This is a genomic window from Stenotrophomonas nitritireducens (genome assembly GCF_001431425.1).
GTDB lineage: Bacteria > Pseudomonadota > Gammaproteobacteria > Xanthomonadales > Xanthomonadaceae > Stenotrophomonas > Stenotrophomonas nitritireducens.
Map to the genome: position 1 here is coordinate 191,965 of NZ_LDJG01000006.1, position 16,012 is coordinate 207,976.

General features: G+C 65.2%; 22 protein-coding genes. 19 read left to right on the plus strand and 3 right to left on the minus strand.

Features of this window, described 5'->3' with window-relative positions:
- The first annotated feature begins 9 nt into the window (after positions 1-9).
- From rpsQ to ABB22_RS05840, 19 genes are all read left to right on the plus strand, one after another.
- The gene (rpsQ, locus tag ABB22_RS05750) at positions 10-279 is read left to right on the plus strand and encodes a 30S ribosomal protein S17 (RefSeq protein ID WP_055767498.1); all 270 of its coding nucleotides are present in this window, start codon (positions 10-12) and stop codon (positions 277-279) included.
- 12 nt (positions 280-291) lie between these two features.
- Positions 292-660, plus strand: a complete 369-nt coding sequence (gene rplN, locus ABB22_RS05755; protein WP_003479595.1) for a 50S ribosomal protein L14 — start codon at positions 292-294, stop codon at positions 658-660.
- A 16-nt stretch (positions 661-676) separates the two neighbouring features.
- The gene (rplX, locus tag ABB22_RS05760) at positions 677-994 is read left to right on the plus strand and encodes a 50S ribosomal protein L24 (RefSeq protein ID WP_055767501.1); all 318 of its coding nucleotides are present in this window, start codon (positions 677-679) and stop codon (positions 992-994) included.
- Between the two features lie 11 nt (positions 995-1,005).
- Positions 1,006-1,548, plus strand: coding sequence for a 50S ribosomal protein L5 (gene rplE / locus ABB22_RS05765; protein WP_054663329.1), 543 nt, complete (start codon positions 1,006-1,008; stop codon positions 1,546-1,548).
- Between the two features lie 18 nt (positions 1,549-1,566).
- Positions 1,567-1,872 (plus strand): 30S ribosomal protein S14, encoded by a 306-nt coding sequence (gene rpsN, locus ABB22_RS05770; protein WP_054663332.1) that lies wholly within the window; start codon positions 1,567-1,569, stop codon positions 1,870-1,872.
- Between the two features lie 215 nt (positions 1,873-2,087).
- Positions 2,088-2,486 carry a 30S ribosomal protein S8 gene (gene rpsH / locus ABB22_RS05775; RefSeq protein WP_055767504.1) on the plus strand — a complete coding sequence of 133 codons (399 nt, stop codon included), beginning with the start codon at positions 2,088-2,090 and terminating at the stop codon, positions 2,484-2,486.
- A 17-nt stretch (positions 2,487-2,503) separates the two neighbouring features.
- A complete protein-coding gene (rplF, locus tag ABB22_RS05780; RefSeq protein WP_055767507.1) occupies positions 2,504-3,031 on the plus strand; it encodes a 50S ribosomal protein L6 in 528 nt (175 codons plus the stop codon).
- Between the two features lie 83 nt (positions 3,032-3,114).
- The gene (gene rplR, locus ABB22_RS05785; protein ID WP_055767510.1) at positions 3,115-3,468 is read left to right on the plus strand and encodes a 50S ribosomal protein L18; all 354 of its coding nucleotides are present in this window, start codon (positions 3,115-3,117) and stop codon (positions 3,466-3,468) included.
- A gap of 159 nt (positions 3,469-3,627) precedes the next feature.
- On the plus strand, positions 3,628-4,170 hold the full coding sequence (gene rpsE, locus ABB22_RS05790) for a 30S ribosomal protein S5 (protein ID WP_055767513.1): 543 nt from the start codon (positions 3,628-3,630) through the stop codon (positions 4,168-4,170).
- Entirely contained in the window at positions 4,163-4,354 is a 192-nt protein-coding gene (rpmD, locus tag ABB22_RS05795; protein ID WP_004145412.1) for a 50S ribosomal protein L30, read from the plus strand. Before rpsE ends, rpmD begins: the two co-directional genes overlap by 8 nt.
- A 6-nt stretch (positions 4,355-4,360) precedes the next feature.
- Positions 4,361-4,804, plus strand: a complete 444-nt coding sequence (gene rplO / locus ABB22_RS05800; RefSeq protein WP_055767516.1) for a 50S ribosomal protein L15 — start codon at positions 4,361-4,363, stop codon at positions 4,802-4,804.
- A gap of 7 nt (positions 4,805-4,811) precedes the next feature.
- Positions 4,812-6,167, plus strand: coding sequence for a preprotein translocase subunit SecY (secY, locus tag ABB22_RS05805; RefSeq protein WP_055767517.1), 1,356 nt, complete (start codon positions 4,812-4,814; stop codon positions 6,165-6,167).
- A gap of 348 nt (positions 6,168-6,515) precedes the next feature.
- The gene (gene rpsM, locus ABB22_RS05810) at positions 6,516-6,872 is read left to right on the plus strand and encodes a 30S ribosomal protein S13 (RefSeq protein WP_055767520.1); all 357 of its coding nucleotides are present in this window, start codon (positions 6,516-6,518) and stop codon (positions 6,870-6,872) included.
- A 13-nt stretch (positions 6,873-6,885) separates the two neighbouring features.
- Complete coding sequence (rpsK, locus tag ABB22_RS05815; protein ID WP_054663352.1) at positions 6,886-7,278, plus strand: 30S ribosomal protein S11; 393 nt, start codon at positions 6,886-6,888, stop codon at positions 7,276-7,278.
- Between the two features lie 15 nt (positions 7,279-7,293).
- The gene (rpsD, locus tag ABB22_RS05820) at positions 7,294-7,923 is read left to right on the plus strand and encodes a 30S ribosomal protein S4 (RefSeq protein ID WP_054663355.1); all 630 of its coding nucleotides are present in this window, start codon (positions 7,294-7,296) and stop codon (positions 7,921-7,923) included.
- Between the two features lie 55 nt (positions 7,924-7,978).
- Positions 7,979-8,977 carry a DNA-directed RNA polymerase subunit alpha gene (locus ABB22_RS05825; protein WP_054663357.1) on the plus strand — a complete coding sequence of 333 codons (999 nt, stop codon included), beginning with the start codon at positions 7,979-7,981 and terminating at the stop codon, positions 8,975-8,977.
- A gap of 263 nt (positions 8,978-9,240) precedes the next feature.
- Positions 9,241-9,627 carry a 50S ribosomal protein L17 gene (rplQ, locus tag ABB22_RS05830; protein ID WP_055767523.1) on the plus strand — a complete coding sequence of 129 codons (387 nt, stop codon included), beginning with the start codon at positions 9,241-9,243 and terminating at the stop codon, positions 9,625-9,627.
- A 329-nt stretch (positions 9,628-9,956) separates the two neighbouring features.
- A complete protein-coding gene (locus ABB22_RS05835) occupies positions 9,957-10,472 on the plus strand; it encodes a disulfide bond formation protein B (RefSeq protein ID WP_055767525.1) in 516 nt (171 codons plus the stop codon).
- Between the two features lie 45 nt (positions 10,473-10,517).
- A complete protein-coding gene (locus ABB22_RS05840) occupies positions 10,518-11,897 on the plus strand; it encodes a class II 3-deoxy-7-phosphoheptulonate synthase (RefSeq protein WP_055767528.1) in 1,380 nt (459 codons plus the stop codon).
- Positions 11,898-11,972: 75 nt separating this feature from the next.
- On the opposite strand, the gene ABB22_RS05845 is transcribed toward ABB22_RS05840, so the two are convergent.
- The 3 genes from ABB22_RS05845 to typA form a co-directional block, all read right to left on the minus strand.
- Positions 11,973-13,562, minus strand: coding sequence for an amidase (locus tag ABB22_RS05845; protein WP_055768480.1), 1,590 nt, complete (start codon positions 13,560-13,562; stop codon positions 11,973-11,975).
- A 174-nt stretch (positions 13,563-13,736) separates the two neighbouring features.
- The gene (locus ABB22_RS05850; RefSeq protein ID WP_055767532.1) at positions 13,737-14,219 is read right to left on the minus strand and encodes a DUF2127 domain-containing protein; all 483 of its coding nucleotides are present in this window, start codon (positions 14,217-14,219) and stop codon (positions 13,737-13,739) included.
- Between the two features lie 5 nt (positions 14,220-14,224).
- On the minus strand, positions 14,225-16,012 hold a 1,788-nt coding region (typA, locus tag ABB22_RS05855), incomplete at its 5' end, for a translational GTPase TypA (protein WP_057505102.1).

Below are 16,012 nucleotides of genomic sequence, written 5' to 3' on the forward strand. Positions count from 1 at the left end.
ATGGCTGCGATGAGCGAAAATACTGAAAGCAAGACGCTGCGCACGGTCGAAGGCCGTGTCGTCAGCAACAAGATGGACAAGACGGTCACTGTGTTGGTGGAGCGCCAGGTCAAGCACGCCCTGTACGGCAAGTACATCAAGCGCTCGACCAAGCTGCACGCTCACGACGCCGAGAACACCTGCAACGAAGGTGATTTCGTGCGTGTGACCGAGATTGCGCCGCTGTCCAAGACCAAGAACTGGCGGGTGGTGGAAATCATCACCCGCGCAGCGAAATAAGGAGCCTGAATCATGATCCAGATGCAGAGCTACCTCGACGTCGCTGACAACTCCGGTGCCAAGGAAGTGATGTGCATCAAGGTGTTGGGCGGCTCGAAGCGCCGTTATGCCCACATCGGCGACATCATCAAGGTCACCGTGAAGGACGCGATCCCGCGCGGCAAGGTCAAGAAGGGCGAAGTCTACGACGCCGTCGTGGTGCGTACCCGCAAGGGTGTGCGTCGCGCCGACGGTTCGCTGATCCGTTTCGACGGCAACGCCGCCGTCCTGCTGAACAACAAGCAGGAGCCGATCGGCACCCGCATCTTCGGGCCGGTGACCCGTGAACTTCGTTCCGAGAAGTTCATGAAGATCGTCTCGCTCGCTCCCGAAGTGCTGTGAGCGACAGGAGATAATCATGGCTAACCGTATCAAGAAGGGCGACCAGGTCGTCGTCAACACCGGCAAGGACAAGGGCAAGCAGGGCGAAGTCGTCCGCGTCGACGGCGACCGCGTGGTCGTCGCCAACGTGAACATCGTCAAGCGCCACACCAAGCCGAACCCGCAGGCAGGTGTTGCCGGCGGCGTGGTCGAGCGTGAAGCTTCGATCCATATCTCCAACGTCAATGTCCTCAACCCGGCTTCGGGCAAGGGCGATCGCGTTGGCTTCAAGGTGCTGGAGGATGGACGCAAACTGCGTGTGTTCCGCTCCAGCGGTGAGGCGATTGACGCCTGAGGAATGAGCTGATGACTTCCCGTCTCGAAAAAATCTACAAGGAAGAAGTGGTGCCGGCGCTGATGAAGCAGTTCGGCTACACCAATCCGATGGAAGTGCCGAAGCTGGTCAAGATCACCGTCAACATGGGCGTCGGCGAAGCCGCGACCAACAAGAAGGTGCTCGAGAACGCCGTGGCCGACATGACCAAGATCACCGGCCAGAAGCCGGTGGTCACCAAGTCGCGCGTCTCGGTGGCTTCGTTCAAGATCCGCGATGGCTGGCCGATCGGTTGCAAGGTCACCCTGCGCCGCAACACCATGTTCGAATTCCTGGATCGCCTGATCAACATCTCGCTGCCGCGCGTGCGTGACTTCCGCGGCGTGTCGGGTCGTTCGTTCGACGGTCGCGGCAACTACAACATGGGCGTGAAGGAACAGATCATCTTCCCGGAAATCGACTTCGACGCCGTCGATGCGATCCGCGGCATGGATATCGCCATCACCACCACCGCCAAGACCGATGCGGAAGCGAAGGCGCTGCTGGCAGCGTTCAAGTTCCCGTTCCGTAACTGATCCGTCGAGGAAACCGAAATGGCAAAGACCTCCATGGTCAACCGCGACATCAAGCGGGAAAAGCTGGCCAAGAAGTACGCCGACAAGCGTGCGGCTCTGAAGAAGATCGTGTCCTCGGTGGACGCGAGCTACGAAGAGAAGATCGAAGCCGCGGCCAAGCTGTCCAAGCTGCCGCGCGATTCGTCGCCGTCCCGCCAGCGCAACCGCTGCGAACTGTCGGGCCGTCCGCGTGGCGTGTACCGCAAGTTCGGCCTGGGCCGCAACAAGCTGCGCGAAGCCACCATGCGTGGCGACGTGCCGGGCCTGCGCAAGGCCAGCTGGTAAGAAACCTCCGTGCCGGGCCGCAAGGCCCGGCCGGCGGGCCGGAAGGGCAACCCGCCGGCAATACAGGGAGTCCGACGCAAGTCGGACTTTTTGTCGTATACTCCCGCGTCTTGCCCGCTCGAAAGTGTGGGTGACGTTGGTAGGGGCCCCGGCCCATCCCGGGAAAACTCGAGATTTTCGCGAAAGCGGATATCGGTGCACTCAAAGGTATCTACATGAGCATGACTGATCCCATCGCCGACCTGCTGGTCCGCATCAAGAATGCGGCCGCGGTTGGCAAGCAGACGGTGAAAGCGCCGTCGTCCAAGATCAAGGTGGCGATTGCCCAGGTCCTGAAGGACGAGGGTTACATCACCGACCTGCGCGTCAACCAGCTGGAAAACAACAAGGCCGAGCTGGAAATCGTCCTGAAGTATTTCGAAGGCAAGCCGGTCATCGCGACCCTGAAGCGCTTCTCGCGTTCGGGCCTGCGCCAGTACCGCGGCAAGAGCGAGCTGCCGAAGGTCCTCAACGGCCTGGGCATCGCCATCATTTCCACCTCCAAGGGCATCATGACCGATGCGCAGGCGCGCCAGCAGGGCGTCGGCGGTGAAGTCCTGTGCTTCGTGGCCTAAGCGAGAAGGAGTAGAACATGTCCCGCGTAGCCAAGAAGCCGATCAACCTGCCCAAGGGCGTTGAGCTGAACATCCAGTCGGAATCCGTGAGCGTGAAGGGCCCGAAGGGCACCCTGTCGCTGAACAAGTCCGCTGGCGTTGAAATCACCATCGACAATGGCGTCGTCACGCTGAATCCGAAGGACATCTCCTTCGACGCGCTGACCGGCACCGTGCGTTCGATCCTGGCCAACATGGTCCATGGCGTGTCCGAAGGCTTCGAGAAGAAGCTGGAGCTGGTCGGCGTGGGTTACCGCGCTGCCATGCAGGGCAAGGACCTGAACCTGTCGCTGGGCTTCTCGCACCCCGTCGTGTTCGTGGCGCCGGAAGGCATCACCCTGGCCACCCCGACGCAGACGGAAATCGTCGTGCAGGGGGCGGACAAGCAGGTGGTCGGCGAAGTCGCTGCCAAGATCCGTGGCTATCGTCCGCCGGAGCCCTACAAGGGCAAGGGTGTGAAGTACGCCGGTGAGAACATCATTCGCAAGGAAGCCAAGAAGGCCTAAGGCGGATCCTTCGCAAAAGTCTGCGCATCCGTGTGCGGACTTTTCGGGAAAAGCACAGCTTTCAGCTTTCGAGGATAAAGATCATGAACAAGAACATCGCTCGCCTGCGTCGCGCCAAGTCGACCCGTTCGCACATCCGTACCCTGGGCGTGCCGCGCCTGTCGGTGCTGCGTACCGGCCAGCACCTGTACGCGCAGGTCTTCACCGCCGACGGCTCGAAGGTGCTGGCTGCCGCCAACACCACCCAGGCCGACGTCAAGGACGGCCTGAAGAACGGCAAGAACGCCGACGCCGCCGCCAAGGTTGGCCGCATCGTTGCCGAGCGCGCCAAGGCCGCCGGCATCGAAAAGGTCGCCTTCGATCGTTCGGGCTACCGCTACCACGGCCGCATCAAGGCCCTGGCGGATGCCGCGCGCGAGGCCGGTCTGCAGTTCTAAGGCACAAGGGCAGGGGCGTTCGCGCTCCTGCCCGCCTGCTCGCCGGCCTGAATGAGGCCGGACGGCGCCGCTCTTCTGCAGCGGTCCACCGGAACAACGCATCACTCCACAACCATAAGCGGCCTCGAGCCGTACATACCCAACAACCAAGGAATCAACATGGCAGAAGAGCGTCAGCAGCGGGGTCGCGATCGCGACCGTAACCGCGAAGAGAAGATCGACGACGGCATGATCGAGAAGCTGGTCGCGGTCAACCGCGTCAGCAAGACCGTCAAGGGCGGTCGCCAGTTCACCTTTACCGCCCTGACCGTGGTCGGCGACGGCGAAGGCAAGGTCGGTTTCGGCTATGGCAAGGCGCGCGAAGTGCCGGTCGCCATCCAGAAGTCGATGGAACAGGCCCGCAAGAACCTGGTCAGTGTTGACCTGCACAACGGCACCTTGTGGCACACCGTCAAGGACGGCCACGGCGCGGCCCGCGTGTTCATGCAGCCGGCTTCGGAAGGTACCGGCGTGATCGCCGGCGGCGCCATGCGTGCCGTGCTGGAAGCGGTCGGCGTGAAGAACGTGCTGGCCAAGGCCACCGGCTCGCGCAACCCGATCAACCTGGTGCGTGCCACCGTGAAGGGCCTGGCTGGCATGCAGTCGCCGGCGCGCATCGCGGCCAAGCGCGGCAAGAAGGTGGAGGAACTCAACCATGGCTAATGAGTCCAACAAGACCGTGAAGGTGCGCCTGGTGCGCGGCCTGCGTGGAGCCCAGTCGCGTCATCGCCTGTCGGTGCGTGCGCTGGGTCTGAACAAGCTCAACGATGTGCGTGAACTGAAGGACAGCCCGCAGGTTCGCGGCCTGATCAATACCGTTCACTACCTCGTCAAGGTTGAGGAGTAATCGATCATGACTCTGCGTCTCAATGAACTGAGCCCGGCACCGGGCGCCCGCACCGAGCGCACCCGCGTCGGCCGCGGTATCGGCTCGGGCCTGGGCAAGACCGCCGGTCGCGGCCACAAGGGTTCGTTCGCCCGCAAGGGTGGCGGCAAGATCAAGGCTGGCTTCGAAGGCGGCCAGACCCCGATGCAGCGCCGTCTGCCGAAGATCGGCTTCCGTTCCAAGATGGCCAAGGACACCGCTGAAGTGTTGTCCTACCACCTGGACCGCCTGGAAGCCGGCGAGATCGATTTCGCTGCGCTGCGCGCCGCGAAGCTGGTCCCGACGACCGCCAAGAAGGCCAAGATCGTCCTCAAGGGCGAGCTGACCAAGGCGTTCACCCTGAAGGGTGTGGCGGCTACCGCCGGCGCCAAGGCTGCGATCGAAGCTGCCGGCGGCAGCGTACAGGAGTAACTGGAACATGGCGCAAGCTGGCATCGGTAACCTCGCGGGCGGAATGGGCAAGTTCACTGAACTTCGCCAGCGTCTTCTGTTCGTAGTCGGGGCATTGCTCGTCTATCGCATCGGCTGCTACGTGCCGGTGCCGGGCGTCAATCCCGATGCCATGCTTGCGCTGATGCAGGCGCAGGGCGGCGGTATCGTGGACATGTTCAACATGTTCTCGGGCGGCGCCCTGCACCGTTTCAGTATTTTCGCGCTGAACGTGATGCCGTACATCTCGGCATCGATCGTGATGCAGCTGGCGGTCCATATCTTCCCCGCGCTCAAGGCGATGCAGAAGGAAGGCGAGTCGGGCCGCCGCAAGATCACCCAGTATTCGCGCATCGGCGCGGTGCTGCTGGCCATCGTGCAGGGCGGTTCGATCGCCCTGGCGCTGCAGAACCAGCTGTCGCCGGGCGGTGCGCCGGTCGTCTACGCGCCGGGCATGGGCTTCGTGCTCACCGCCGTGGTCGCGCTGACCGCCGGCACCATCTTCCTGATGTGGGTCGGCGAGCAGGTGACCGAGCGCGGCATCGGCAACGGTGTCTCGCTGATCATCTTCGCCGGCATTGTCGCCGGCCTGCCGGCCGCGGTCATCCACACGCTGGAGGCCTACCGCGACGGCAACATGAGCTTCATCTCGCTGCTGCTGATCGTCATCGTGGTGCTGGCGTTCACCTATTTCGTGGTGTTCGTCGAGCGCGGCCAGCGCCGCATCACGGTCAATTACGCCCGCCGCCAGGGTGGCCGTAATGCCTACATGAACCAGACCTCGTTCCTGCCGCTGAAGCTGAACATGTCCGGCGTGATCCCGGCCATCTTCGCCTCCAGCATCCTGGCCTTCCCGGCCACGCTGGCGATGTGGTCCGGCCAGGCTAGCTCGGCGACCTGGCTGCAGAAAGTGGCCAACGCACTGGGTCCGGGCGAGCCGCTGCACATGATCGTGTTCGCCGCGCTGATCACCGGTTTCGCGTTCTTCTATACCGCGCTGGTGTTCAATTCGCAGGAAACCGCAGACAACCTGAAGAAGTCGGGCGCGCTGATCCCAGGCATCCGTCCGGGCAAGGCCACGGCCGAATACATCGACGCCGTGCTGACCCGCCTGACGGCAGCCGGCTCGCTGTACCTGGTGATCGTCTGCCTGCTGCCGGAACTGATGCGCACGCAGCTGAATGCCTCGTTCTACTTCGGCGGCACCTCGCTGCTGATCGTGGTGGTGGTGGTGATGGACTTCATCGCCCAGGTGCAGGCGCACCTGATGTCGCACCAGTACGAGAGCCTGCTGAAGAAGGCGAACCTGAAGGGCGGCAACCGCGGCGGTTTTGCGCGCGGCTGATTCTCCCGCTATACTTTCCGCTTCATAGCGCGAAGATTGCCCTGGTTCCCGGGGCAGGTCTTCAAGACAGAAGGGCGGCCCCCGCAGCGGTCTCGGGTGGGGGTGTGATGTGGTTGTTCCGCGCGGGAGTAGCGCGGGCGGCTTGGAGAGAAATCTCCCTGCCAGGCACATCCGGCGCCGGAGCATGGGCACACTCCCCACGCCGGGTCCATGGAACTTTGTGTTCCACGGACTTCCAAGCAAACCGAGGCCTTGTTAGAATCGCTAGTTCACTTTTTTGATCCATCCTGCCGGAATGGCGCGCCACGCGGTGCGCATTCGGCCATCACTCAGCTGGAGAACCGCGTCATGGCGCGTATTGCAGGCGTCAACCTGCCAGCCCAGAAGCACGTCTGGGTCGGGTTGCAAAGCATTTACGGCATCGGCCGTACCCGCTCGAAGAAGGTCTGCGAAGCCGCAGCCGTTGCTTCGACCACCAAGATCCGCGATCTGTCGGAGCCGGAAATCGACCGTCTGCGCCTGGAAGTGGGCAAGTACATCGTCGAAGGCGACCTGCGTCGTGAAGTCGGCATCGCCATCAAGCGCCTGATGGACCTGGGCTGCTACCGCGGCCTGCGTCACCGTCGCGGCCTGCCGCTGCGTGGTCAGCGCACCAAGACCAACGCCCGCACCCGCAAGGGTCCGCGCAAGGCGCTTAAGAAGTAAGGGACCCTAGAAAATGGCTAAGCCCGCTGCTGCTAAGACCAAGAAGAAGATCAAGCGCGTCATCACCGATGGCGTCGCCCACGTCCACGCTTCTTTCAACAACACCATCGTTACCATCACCGACCGCCAGGGCAATGCACTGTCCTGGGCGACCTCCGGTGGTGCCGGCTTCCGCGGTTCGCGCAAGTCGACTCCGTTCGCCGCGCAGGTCGCCGCCGAAAAGGCCGGCAAGGCCGCGCTGGACTACGGCGTGAAGTCGCTGGAAGTCCGCATCAAGGGTCCGGGTCCGGGCCGTGAGTCGGCCGTGCGTTCGCTGAACAACGTCGGCTACAAGATCACCAACATCATCGACGTGACGCCTATCCCGCACAACGGGTGCCGTCCGCCGAAGAAGCGTCGCGTCTAAAGGGAGCGATAAGAAATGGCTCGTTATATCGGTCCTACCTGTAAGCTCGCCCGTCGCGAAGGCGCCGACCTGTCGCTGAAGAGCCCGGCCCGTGCGCTGGACTCCAAGTGCAAGCTGGAGCAGAAGCCCGGCCAGCACGGCGCTACCGCCCGCAAGGGCAAGCTGTCCGACTACGCCACCCAGCTGCGTGAAAAGCAGAAGGTCAAGCGCATCTACGGCCTGCTGGAGCGCCAGTTCCGCAACTACTACAAGAAGGCCTCGACCAAGAAGGGCAACACCGGCGAGAACCTGCTGCAGCTGCTGGAAACCCGCCTGGACAACGTCGTCTACCGCATGGGCTTCGCCGTGACCCGTCCGGCTGCCCGCCAGCTGGTCTCGCACCGCGGCGTCACCGTGAACGGCAAGTCGGTCAACCTGGCTTCGTACCAGGTCAAGGCCGGCGACGCGATCGCCCTGTCGGAAAAGGCTGCCAAGCAACTGCGCGTGCAGGAAGCCCTGACCATCGCCGAACAGCATGACCTGAGCCCGTCGTGGGTTGAAGTCGATTCGAAGAAGTTCAGCGGCGTGTTCAAGGCCGTTCCGGATCGCGCCGACCTGCCGGCGGACATCAACGAAGCGCTGATCGTCGAGCTGTACTCGAAGTAATTCACATTGGAGAACCCCCGGCGACGGCCGGGGGTTCACTAGGAGAACCCGCAACATGACGGTTACCGCCAACCAGGTTCTGCGTCCTCGCGGTCCGCAGATCGAACGCCTTACCGACACCCGCGCCAAGGTCGTCATCGAGCCCTTGGAGCGGGGTTACGGGCATACGCTGGGCAATGCCCTGCGTCGCGTGCTGCTGTCGTCCATCCCGGGCTTCGCCATCACGGAAGTCGAGATCGACGGCGTGCTGCATGAGTACACCACGGTCGAAGGGCTGCAGGAGGACGTGCTCGAAGTCCTGCTCAACCTGAAGGACGTGGCCATCCGCATGCATTCCGGCGACAGCGCCACCATCTCCCTGTCCAAGCAGGGTCCGGGTGTGGTGACTGCCGCAGACATCAAGGTCGACCACAACGTCGAAGTCCTCAACGGCGAGCAGATCATCTGCAACCTGACCAAGGACACGGCGATCAACATGCGCCTGAAGGTCGAGCGTGGCTTCGGCTACCAGCCGGCGGCGTCGCGTCGTCGTCCGGACGAAGAAACCCGCGCCATCGGCCGTCTGGTCCTGGACGCCTCGTTCTCGCCGGTCCGCCGCGTCGCCTATGCCGTGGAAGCGGCCCGCGTCGAGCAGCGCACCGACCTGGACAAGCTGGTCATCGATATCGAAACCAATGGCACGATCGATGCCGAGGAAGCCGTCCGCACTGCGGCCGACATCCTCAGCGATCAGCTGTCGGTGTTCGGTGACTTCACCCACCGCGACCGCGGTGCGGCCAAGCCGGCCAACAACGGCGTGGATCCGGTGCTGCTGCGCCCGATCGACGATCTGGAGCTGACCGTGCGTTCGGCGAACTGCCTGAAGGCCGAGAGCATCTACTACATCGGCGATCTGATCCAGAAGACCGAAGTCGAGCTGCTCAAGACCCCGAACCTCGGCAAGAAGTCGCTGACCGAGATCAAGGAAGTGCTGGCCCAGCGTGGCCTGTCGCTCGGCATGAAGCTGGAGAACTGGCCGCCGGCCGGCGTCTCCGCCCACGGCATGCTGGGGTAAGTAAAAGCTGCCCAGCCGTTGCCTTGCAGGCAACGGCTGGCGTTGGCGAACAACCCGGCGCGCTGTGCCGGGCGGGGAGCAGACGCGGCGCGAGCCGTGGCTCCCGCTTTACCTTGCAACTGCAACACCCGCGCTGACGGCTGCAACGCCGCTGCGCCGGTCGTCCACGGAAGGGGCGGCCAGGACCATCCGCAGTCCAAGCAGCAACGCCAGGATGGCGACAACGACGTCCAACGACCCATCATTGACCAAGGAATAGACCCATGCGCCACCAGAAGTCGGGCCGCAAGTTCAACCGCACCAGCGCCCACCGCGAAGCGATGTTCAAGAACATGGCCGCCTCGCTGTTCAAGCACGAGCTGATCAAGACCACCCTGCCGAAGGCCAAGGAACTGCGCCGCGTCGCCGAGCCGCTGATCACCCTGGCCAAGGTCGACTCCGTCGCCAACCGCCGTCTGGCGTTCGCCCGCCTGCGTGACAAGGAAGCCGTCGGCAACCTGTTCACCATCCTGGGCCCGCGCTACGCTACCCGTCCGGGCGGCTACCTGCGCCTGCTGAAGTGCGGCTTCCGCGCCGGCGACAATGCGCCGATGGCCTACGTCGAGCTGGTGGACCGTCCGGCTGCCGTTGCCGAGGAAGTGGCCGAGTAATCGCGCCTTCCGCTGCAATCACGCCTGAAACAGAAAGCCCGGCCCTGGCCGGGCTTTCTGCTTTTGGAGAATGCGGGATCCCGTCGAATGCGCTCGTGCATGGCTGGAGCGGTTGGCCGACAGAGGATGCCGCATGCTGTGTCGATGGCCGGATGCGAGCAGGCAGCGGCCGGCGGTGGGATGGCTTTTCGCCGGCCAGGGCGCTTCCCCCGCAACTTTGCGCTGGACAAGGCCGGACGTGCGCTCATGCGGGATCATCATGCGTGGCGATGCTGTCCTGCGGCGGCCGGCCTGTTACGCTTGCCCGATCATTGATCCGGAACGACGTGATGAATCCTTTGCGGTGGAGTTTCCGCGCGCAGTGCCTGCTGGGCTTCCTGGCCTGCGCGGGCCTTCTGGCGTTCGCCATCTGGATGCAGTTGAAGATGGGGCTGGAGCCCTGTCCGCTGTGTATTTTCCAGCGCATCGCCTTCGCCGCGCTGGGCCTGGTGTTCCTGCTGGGCGCGCTGCACGGGCCCGCGTCGCGCGGCGGTCGCAGCCTCTATGGCGTATTCGCGTTCATCGCCGCGGCGGTGGGCGCCGGCATCGCCGGGCGTCACGTCTACGTGCAGTTGCTGCCGAAGGAGCTGGGCAGCAGCTGTGGTCCGCCGTTGAGCTTCCTCAGCGAGACCATGGGGCCGTTCGAGGTGTTCCGTACCGTGCTTACCGGCACGGGCGACTGCGGCAACATCGACTGGACGTTCCTCGGCCTGAGCATGCCGATGTGGAGCTTGGTGTGGTTCGCGCTGCTTGGCGCCTGGGCCCTGCATGCCGGGCTGCGCACGCGCAGGACGCGCCTGTTCTGATTCCCCGATTCTCTGATTCCTCCCACGCATCGCAACGGTAAGCGCATGAACCTGTCCCACTCCTTGTCCCCGGCCGCCTCCGCATCGAACTGGGCGCCGGACAGCTGGCGTGGGCGGCCTGCGCTGCAGATGCCGACCTATCCCGATCCGCAGGCGCTGGAAGCGGCGCTGGCGCAGCTGCGCCAGCTGCCCCCGTTGGTGACCTCGTGGGAGATCCTCGCGCTCAAGCAGCAGCTGGCCGAGGCGCAGGAGGGCAAGCGCTTCCTGCTGCAGGGTGGCGACTGCGCCGAGAATTTCGCCGACTGCGAGTCCGCCACGATTTCCAACCGGCTCAAGGTGCTGCTGCAGATGAGCCTGGTGCTGGTGCACGGACTGCGCAGGCCGGTGATACGGGTCGGGCGCTTCGCCGGGCAGTATGCAAAGCCGCGCTCGGCCGACACCGAGACCCGCGACGGGGTGACCCTGCCCAGCTATCGCGGAGACGTGATCAATGCGCCGGAGTTCACCGAGGCCGCGCGCGTGCCCGATCCGCAGCGCATGATCGTCGCCCATTCGCGTTCGGCGCTGACGATGAATTTCGTGCGCGCGCTGATCGATGGCGGCTTCGCCGACCTGCACCACCCCGAGTACTGGAACCTGAGCTGGATGGGCTGTTCGCCGCTGGCGGCGGAATACCAGAAGATGGTCGGCGCCATCGGCGATGCGGTGCGGTTCATGGAGACGCTGTCCGGCGCGCAGGTGCACAACCTCAACCGGGTCGATTTCTACACCTCCCACGAGGCGCTGCTGCTGCCCTACGAGCAGGCGCTGACCCGGCAGGTACCGCGCCAGCATGGCTGGTTCAACCTGAGCACGCACTATCCGTGGATCGGCATGCGCACCGCGGCACTGGATGGAGCGCACGTGGAGTACCTGCGCGGGGTGCGCAACCCGATCGCGATCAAGGTGGGGCCATCGGTGCAGCCGGATCAGCTGCTGCGCCTGATCGATACGCTCAATCCCGACGACGAGCCGGGCCGGTTGAGCTTCATCCATCGCATGGGCGCGGCGCAGATCGCGGACAAGCTGCCGCCGCTGCTCGATGCGGTGAGGCGCGACGGCCGGCGCGTGCTGTGGGTGTGCGACGCGATGCACGGCAATACCGAGAGCACCAGCAACGGCTACAAGACCCGTCGCTTCGACAATATCCGCCGTGAGGTGGAGTTGTCCTTCGACCTGCATGCGGCGGCGGGCACGCGCCTGGGCGGCGTGCACCTGGAACTGACCGGCGAGGACGTCACCGAGTGCACCGGGGGCGCGCGCGAGCTCACCGAGGTGGACCTGGAGCGGGCCTATCGCTCGAGCGTGGATCCGCGCCTGAACTACGAGCAGTCGCTGGAGATCGCCATGGCGATCGTGCGCAAGCAGGGTAGCGTCGACGCATAGGCGGCGTTCTGCGCGCGACCGTGGTCTTGCGGATGAAGGGTGTCGCGGCGATGGCGCGGCCCTGCGGAGCCGCCCCTACGGCGTGGGTGCGAACGCCGGCGGCCTGCGTGCCCGGGTCAGTTGTTCGTAGGCGTGCCCCAGTTCCAGCAGGCGCGGTTCGCTCCATGCGGGGCCCATGAACAGCAACCCAAGCGGCAGGCCATTGGCGTGGCCCATGGGCACGCTCAGGCTGGGGTAGCCGGCCACGGCGGCGGCGCCGTAGCTGCCGCCAGGGTAGTCGTCGCCCTTGCCCGGCGTCGTGCGCCAGGCCGCGCCGGTGGTGGGGGCGATCAACGCATCGAGCCGGTCCGCGCGCAGCGTGGCGTCGATGCCCTCGGCGCCGGCGAGGCGGCGGGCGTTGCCGCGTGCGGCGATATAGATCGGATCGTTGAGCGAGCCGGCCTGTTCGGCCTGCAGCAGCAGTTCCTGGCCGAAGAGGTGCAGCTCCTGCGATGCGTGGGCATCGTTGAAGGCGATCAGGGCGCCGAGCGAAGCCACCGGGGTGCGCCATTGCTGGAAATAGCGGTTCAGCCCGTTCTTGAATTCGTACAACAGAACCGTCTGCTCGTCCTTTTCCCAGCCGTCCTCGCTGGGCAGGGCGGTGTCGATGACCGTGGCGCCGGCGGCACGCATCGCCGCCACTGCCTGGTCCAGCAGCGGTTTGATCTCCGCGCGCTCGGCAAGCGCGTTGCGCAGCACGCCGATGCGCGCGCCGTGCAGGGCGTCAGGGCGCAGGCGTGCACCGTAGTCGTATACGGCCCGCCCGGGCATCGTCGCGGTAGCCGGGTCGGATTCGTCGCGGCCGGCCATGGCTGCCAGCAGCAGCGCGGCATCGGCAACGCTGCGCGCCATCGGTCCGGCGGTGTCCTGGCTGAAGGAAATCGGGATGATGCCATCGCGACTGACCAGGCCCACGGTCGGCTTGAGTCCGACGATGCCGGTGACGGCTGCCGGGCAGACGATGCTGCCGTCGGTTTCGGTACCGATGGCAGCCACGGCCAGGTTGGCGGCGACGGCCACGGCGCTGCCCGAACTGGAACCACAGGGGTTGCGGTCCAGCGCATACGGGTTGCGGGTCTGGCCGCCCAGCGCGCTCCAGCCCGAGGTCGAGCCGGTGGAGCGGAAATTGGCCCATTCGCTCAGGTTGGTCTTGCCCAGGATCACCGCGCCGGCCTCGCGCAGGCGCTGCACCAGGAAGGCGTCGCGCCGTGGGCGGAACGTTTTCAGCGCCAGCGAACCGGCGGTGTTGTGCATGGGCGTGGCGCCGATGTTGTCCTTGAGCAGGATCGGCATGCCGTGCAGCGGGCCGCGGATACGGCCGGCGCGGCGTTCGGCGTCGCGCTGGGCGGCTTCACGGCGCGCGGCGGGATTGATCTCGATCACCGAGCGCAGCGCCGGGCCTGCGCGGTCGAGCAGGGCGATGCGGCGCAGGTAGGCGTCGGTGAGGGTGACGCTGTCGAGCTCGCCAGCGGTGATCCGCGCCTGCAGCTCGGCGATGCCGGCTTCCTGGTAGGGGAACGGCGGTTCGCCTGCCGGGGTGGCGCTGGAGGTCCGCTGGCAGGCGCAGCACAGCATTGCCGCCAGCATGGGCAGGAGCAGTCGGGAATGCTTCGGGATGGGCCGCATGCCGCGCAGGCTATCGGGCCGGGCCAGCCTTGGCAAACCCACGCCCGGGGCCATGCCGGCATCCATGGCCGGAGTGCCGCCGCGTGCGGTTCAGTGCGATGTCTGGCGCAGACCGGCAAGGAGAGGTCGCGCGCGAACCTGTCCCCGCCGCAAGGCTCCCCGGGGGATCGATCTTCAGCGCGCGGCCGGCGGCCGGCGTTTGCCGATGTCCCTGGCCAGCACCCAGACCACGAGGATGTTGACGGCCAGCAGCAGCCACGAGGCCCAGCCGGGATGGCGGACGATGGCGTAGATGTCCAGCGGCAGGTACAACGCCGCGGAAATGCAGCCCAGCCACGAAGCCCAGGCCTTGGCGCGCCACAGGCCCCAGGCTTCCAGCGAGCGCAGCAGGCCGTAGGCGACCAGGGCGATGGCGCCGACGTGCACGGTGTCGGGCGTGATCATGTCCAGCAGCGTGGAGAACGAGCCGTGCTCCGGATCGGCACCGACGCGGCGGATCAGCGTATTGACGATGTTGCGCAGGGGAGCGGGCCCGGAGATCTCCAGGCCCGCGGCGGCGAGGAAGGCCAGCACGGCCTTGACCGCTTCCAGCAGTGCGATGGCGGCAAGTCCCGGATGCGCATGCGGATCCGGGTTGTAGGGCTTGCGCGCGGACAAGTCGATCAGCCGGCGCGGGAGGCGCGCTTGCGGTCGCTTTCGGTCAGGAACTTCTTGCGCAGGCGGATTTCCTTCGGCGTGATTTCCACCAGCTCGTCGTCATCGATGAAGTCCAGGGCCTGTTCCAGCGAGAACTTGATGGCCGGGGTCAGCTGGATCGCATCGTCCTTGCCCGAAGCGCGCATGTTGGTCAGCGGCTTGGTCTTGATCGCGTTGACGGTCAGGTCGTTGTCCTTGGAGTGGATGCCGATCAGCTGGCCTTCGTACACGTTGTCGCCTTCGGCGGCGAACAGCTTGCCGCGTTCCTGCAGCGGGCCCAGCGAGTAGGCCGGGGTGGCGCCCGGGGCATTGGCGATCATCACGCCGTTCAGGCGCTTGGCGATGGCGCCCTGTTCCTTCGGACCGTAGTGGTCGAACACGTGGAACAGCAGGCCCGAACCCTGGGTCAGGGTCTTGAACTCGTTCTGGAAGCCGATCAGGCCACGCGCCGGGATCTTGAAGTCCAGGCGCACGCGGCCCTTGCCGTCCGGCTCCATGCCTTCCAGCAGCGCCTTGCGGGTGCCCAGCTTTTCCATCACGCCGCCCTGGTGCTGCTCTTCGATGTCCACCACCAGCTGTTCGATCGGCTCCATCAGCTGGCCGTCGATTTCCTTGATGATCACTTCCGGGCGCGACACGGCCAGCTCGTAGCCTTCACGGCGCATGGTTTCGATCAGCACCGACAGGTGCAGCTCGCCACGGCCGGAGACCAGGAACTTGTCGGCGTCTTCGAGCAGCTCGACCTTCAGCGCCACGTTGTGCACGGTCTCGCGCTCCAGGCGTTCCTTCAGCTGGCGGCTGGTCAGGAACTTGCCGCCGGACAGGTCCTTGTTGCCGGCGAACGGCGAGTTGTTGACCTGGAAGGTCATCGAGATGGTCGGTTCGTCCACGGTCAGGGCCGGCAGCGCCTCCGGGGTGTCCAGCGCGCAGACGGTGTCGGAGATGGTCAGTTCCTGGATGCCGGAGATGGCGATGATGTCGCCGGCCTGGGCTTCCTCGACCTCGATGCGTTCCAGGCCCATGAAGCCCAGCACCTGCAGGACCTTGCCCTGGCGCTTCTTGCCTTCGCGGTCGATCACGATGACCGGCTGGTTCTTCTTGACCTTGCCGCGCTGCACGCGGCCGATGCCGATCACGCCGACGAAATTGTTGTAGTCCAGCTGGCTGACGCGCATCTGGAACGGGCCTTCCGGATCCACGTCCGGCACCGGCACGTACTTCATGATCGCTTCGAACAGCGGGGTCATGTCGCCCGAGCGCACGGTGTCTTCCAGGCCGGCGTAGCCGTTCAGGCCCGAGGCATAGACGATCGGGAAATCCAGCTGCTCGTTGGTGGCGCCGAGCTTGTCGAACAGGTCGAACACCTGGTCGATCACCCACTCCGGACGCGCGCCCGGGCGATCCACCTTGTTGACCACGACGATCGGCTTGAAGCCCATCGCGAAGGCCTTCTGGGTGACGAAGCGGGTCTGCGGCATCGGGCCGTCCATCGCGTCGACGAGGATCAGCACCGAGTCGACCATCGACAGCACGCGCTCCACCTCGCCGCCGAAGTCGGCGTGTCCGGGGGTGTCGACGATGTTGATGCGGTTGCCATTCCACTTGATGGCCGTGTTCTTGGCCAGGATGGTGATGCCGCGTTCCTTTTCCTGGTCGTTGCTGTCCATGACGCGCTCGGCGAGCACCGTGCGCTCGCCCAGCGTGTCGGAATTCTTGAGCAGGCAGTCAACCAGGGTGGTCTTGCCATGGTCGAC

Excerpts from the sequence above, each read along its gene's own strand:
- rplQ (WP_055767523.1), top strand. The coding sequence starts at position 9,241 with ATGCGCCACCAGAAGTCGGGCCGCAAGTTCAACCGCACCAGCGCCCAC.
- rplN (WP_003479595.1), top strand. The coding sequence starts at position 292 with ATGATCCAGATGCAGAGCTACCTCGACGTCGCTGACAACTCCGGTGCC.
- rplX (WP_055767501.1), top strand. The coding sequence starts at position 677 with ATGGCTAACCGTATCAAGAAGGGCGACCAGGTCGTCGTCAACACCGGC.
- ABB22_RS05835 (WP_055767525.1), top strand. The coding sequence starts at position 9,957 with ATGAATCCTTTGCGGTGGAGTTTCCGCGCGCAGTGCCTGCTGGGCTTC.
- rpsE (WP_055767513.1), top strand. The coding sequence starts at position 3,628 with ATGGCAGAAGAGCGTCAGCAGCGGGGTCGCGATCGCGACCGTAACCGC.
- rpsM (WP_055767520.1), top strand. The coding sequence starts at position 6,516 with ATGGCGCGTATTGCAGGCGTCAACCTGCCAGCCCAGAAGCACGTCTGG.
- rplR (WP_055767510.1), top strand. The coding sequence starts at position 3,115 with ATGAACAAGAACATCGCTCGCCTGCGTCGCGCCAAGTCGACCCGTTCG.
- rplE (WP_054663329.1), top strand. The coding sequence starts at position 1,006 with ATGACTTCCCGTCTCGAAAAAATCTACAAGGAAGAAGTGGTGCCGGCG.
- ABB22_RS05825 (WP_054663357.1), top strand. The coding sequence starts at position 7,979 with ATGACGGTTACCGCCAACCAGGTTCTGCGTCCTCGCGGTCCGCAGATC.
- rpmD (WP_004145412.1), top strand. The coding sequence starts at position 4,163 with ATGGCTAATGAGTCCAACAAGACCGTGAAGGTGCGCCTGGTGCGCGGC.
- rplO (WP_055767516.1), top strand. The coding sequence starts at position 4,361 with ATGACTCTGCGTCTCAATGAACTGAGCCCGGCACCGGGCGCCCGCACC.
- rpsN (WP_054663332.1), top strand. The coding sequence starts at position 1,567 with ATGGCAAAGACCTCCATGGTCAACCGCGACATCAAGCGGGAAAAGCTG.
- ABB22_RS05840 (WP_055767528.1), top strand. The coding sequence starts at position 10,518 with ATGAACCTGTCCCACTCCTTGTCCCCGGCCGCCTCCGCATCGAACTGG.
- rpsK (WP_054663352.1), top strand. The coding sequence starts at position 6,886 with ATGGCTAAGCCCGCTGCTGCTAAGACCAAGAAGAAGATCAAGCGCGTC.
- rpsD (WP_054663355.1), top strand. The coding sequence starts at position 7,294 with ATGGCTCGTTATATCGGTCCTACCTGTAAGCTCGCCCGTCGCGAAGGC.
- rpsH (WP_055767504.1), top strand. The coding sequence starts at position 2,088 with ATGAGCATGACTGATCCCATCGCCGACCTGCTGGTCCGCATCAAGAAT.
- secY (WP_055767517.1), top strand. The coding sequence starts at position 4,812 with ATGGCGCAAGCTGGCATCGGTAACCTCGCGGGCGGAATGGGCAAGTTC.
- rpsQ (WP_055767498.1), top strand. The coding sequence starts at position 10 with ATGAGCGAAAATACTGAAAGCAAGACGCTGCGCACGGTCGAAGGCCGT.
- rplF (WP_055767507.1), top strand. The coding sequence starts at position 2,504 with ATGTCCCGCGTAGCCAAGAAGCCGATCAACCTGCCCAAGGGCGTTGAG.
- ABB22_RS05845 (WP_055768480.1), bottom strand. The coding sequence starts at position 13,562 with ATGCGGCCCATCCCGAAGCATTCCCGACTGCTCCTGCCCATGCTGGCG.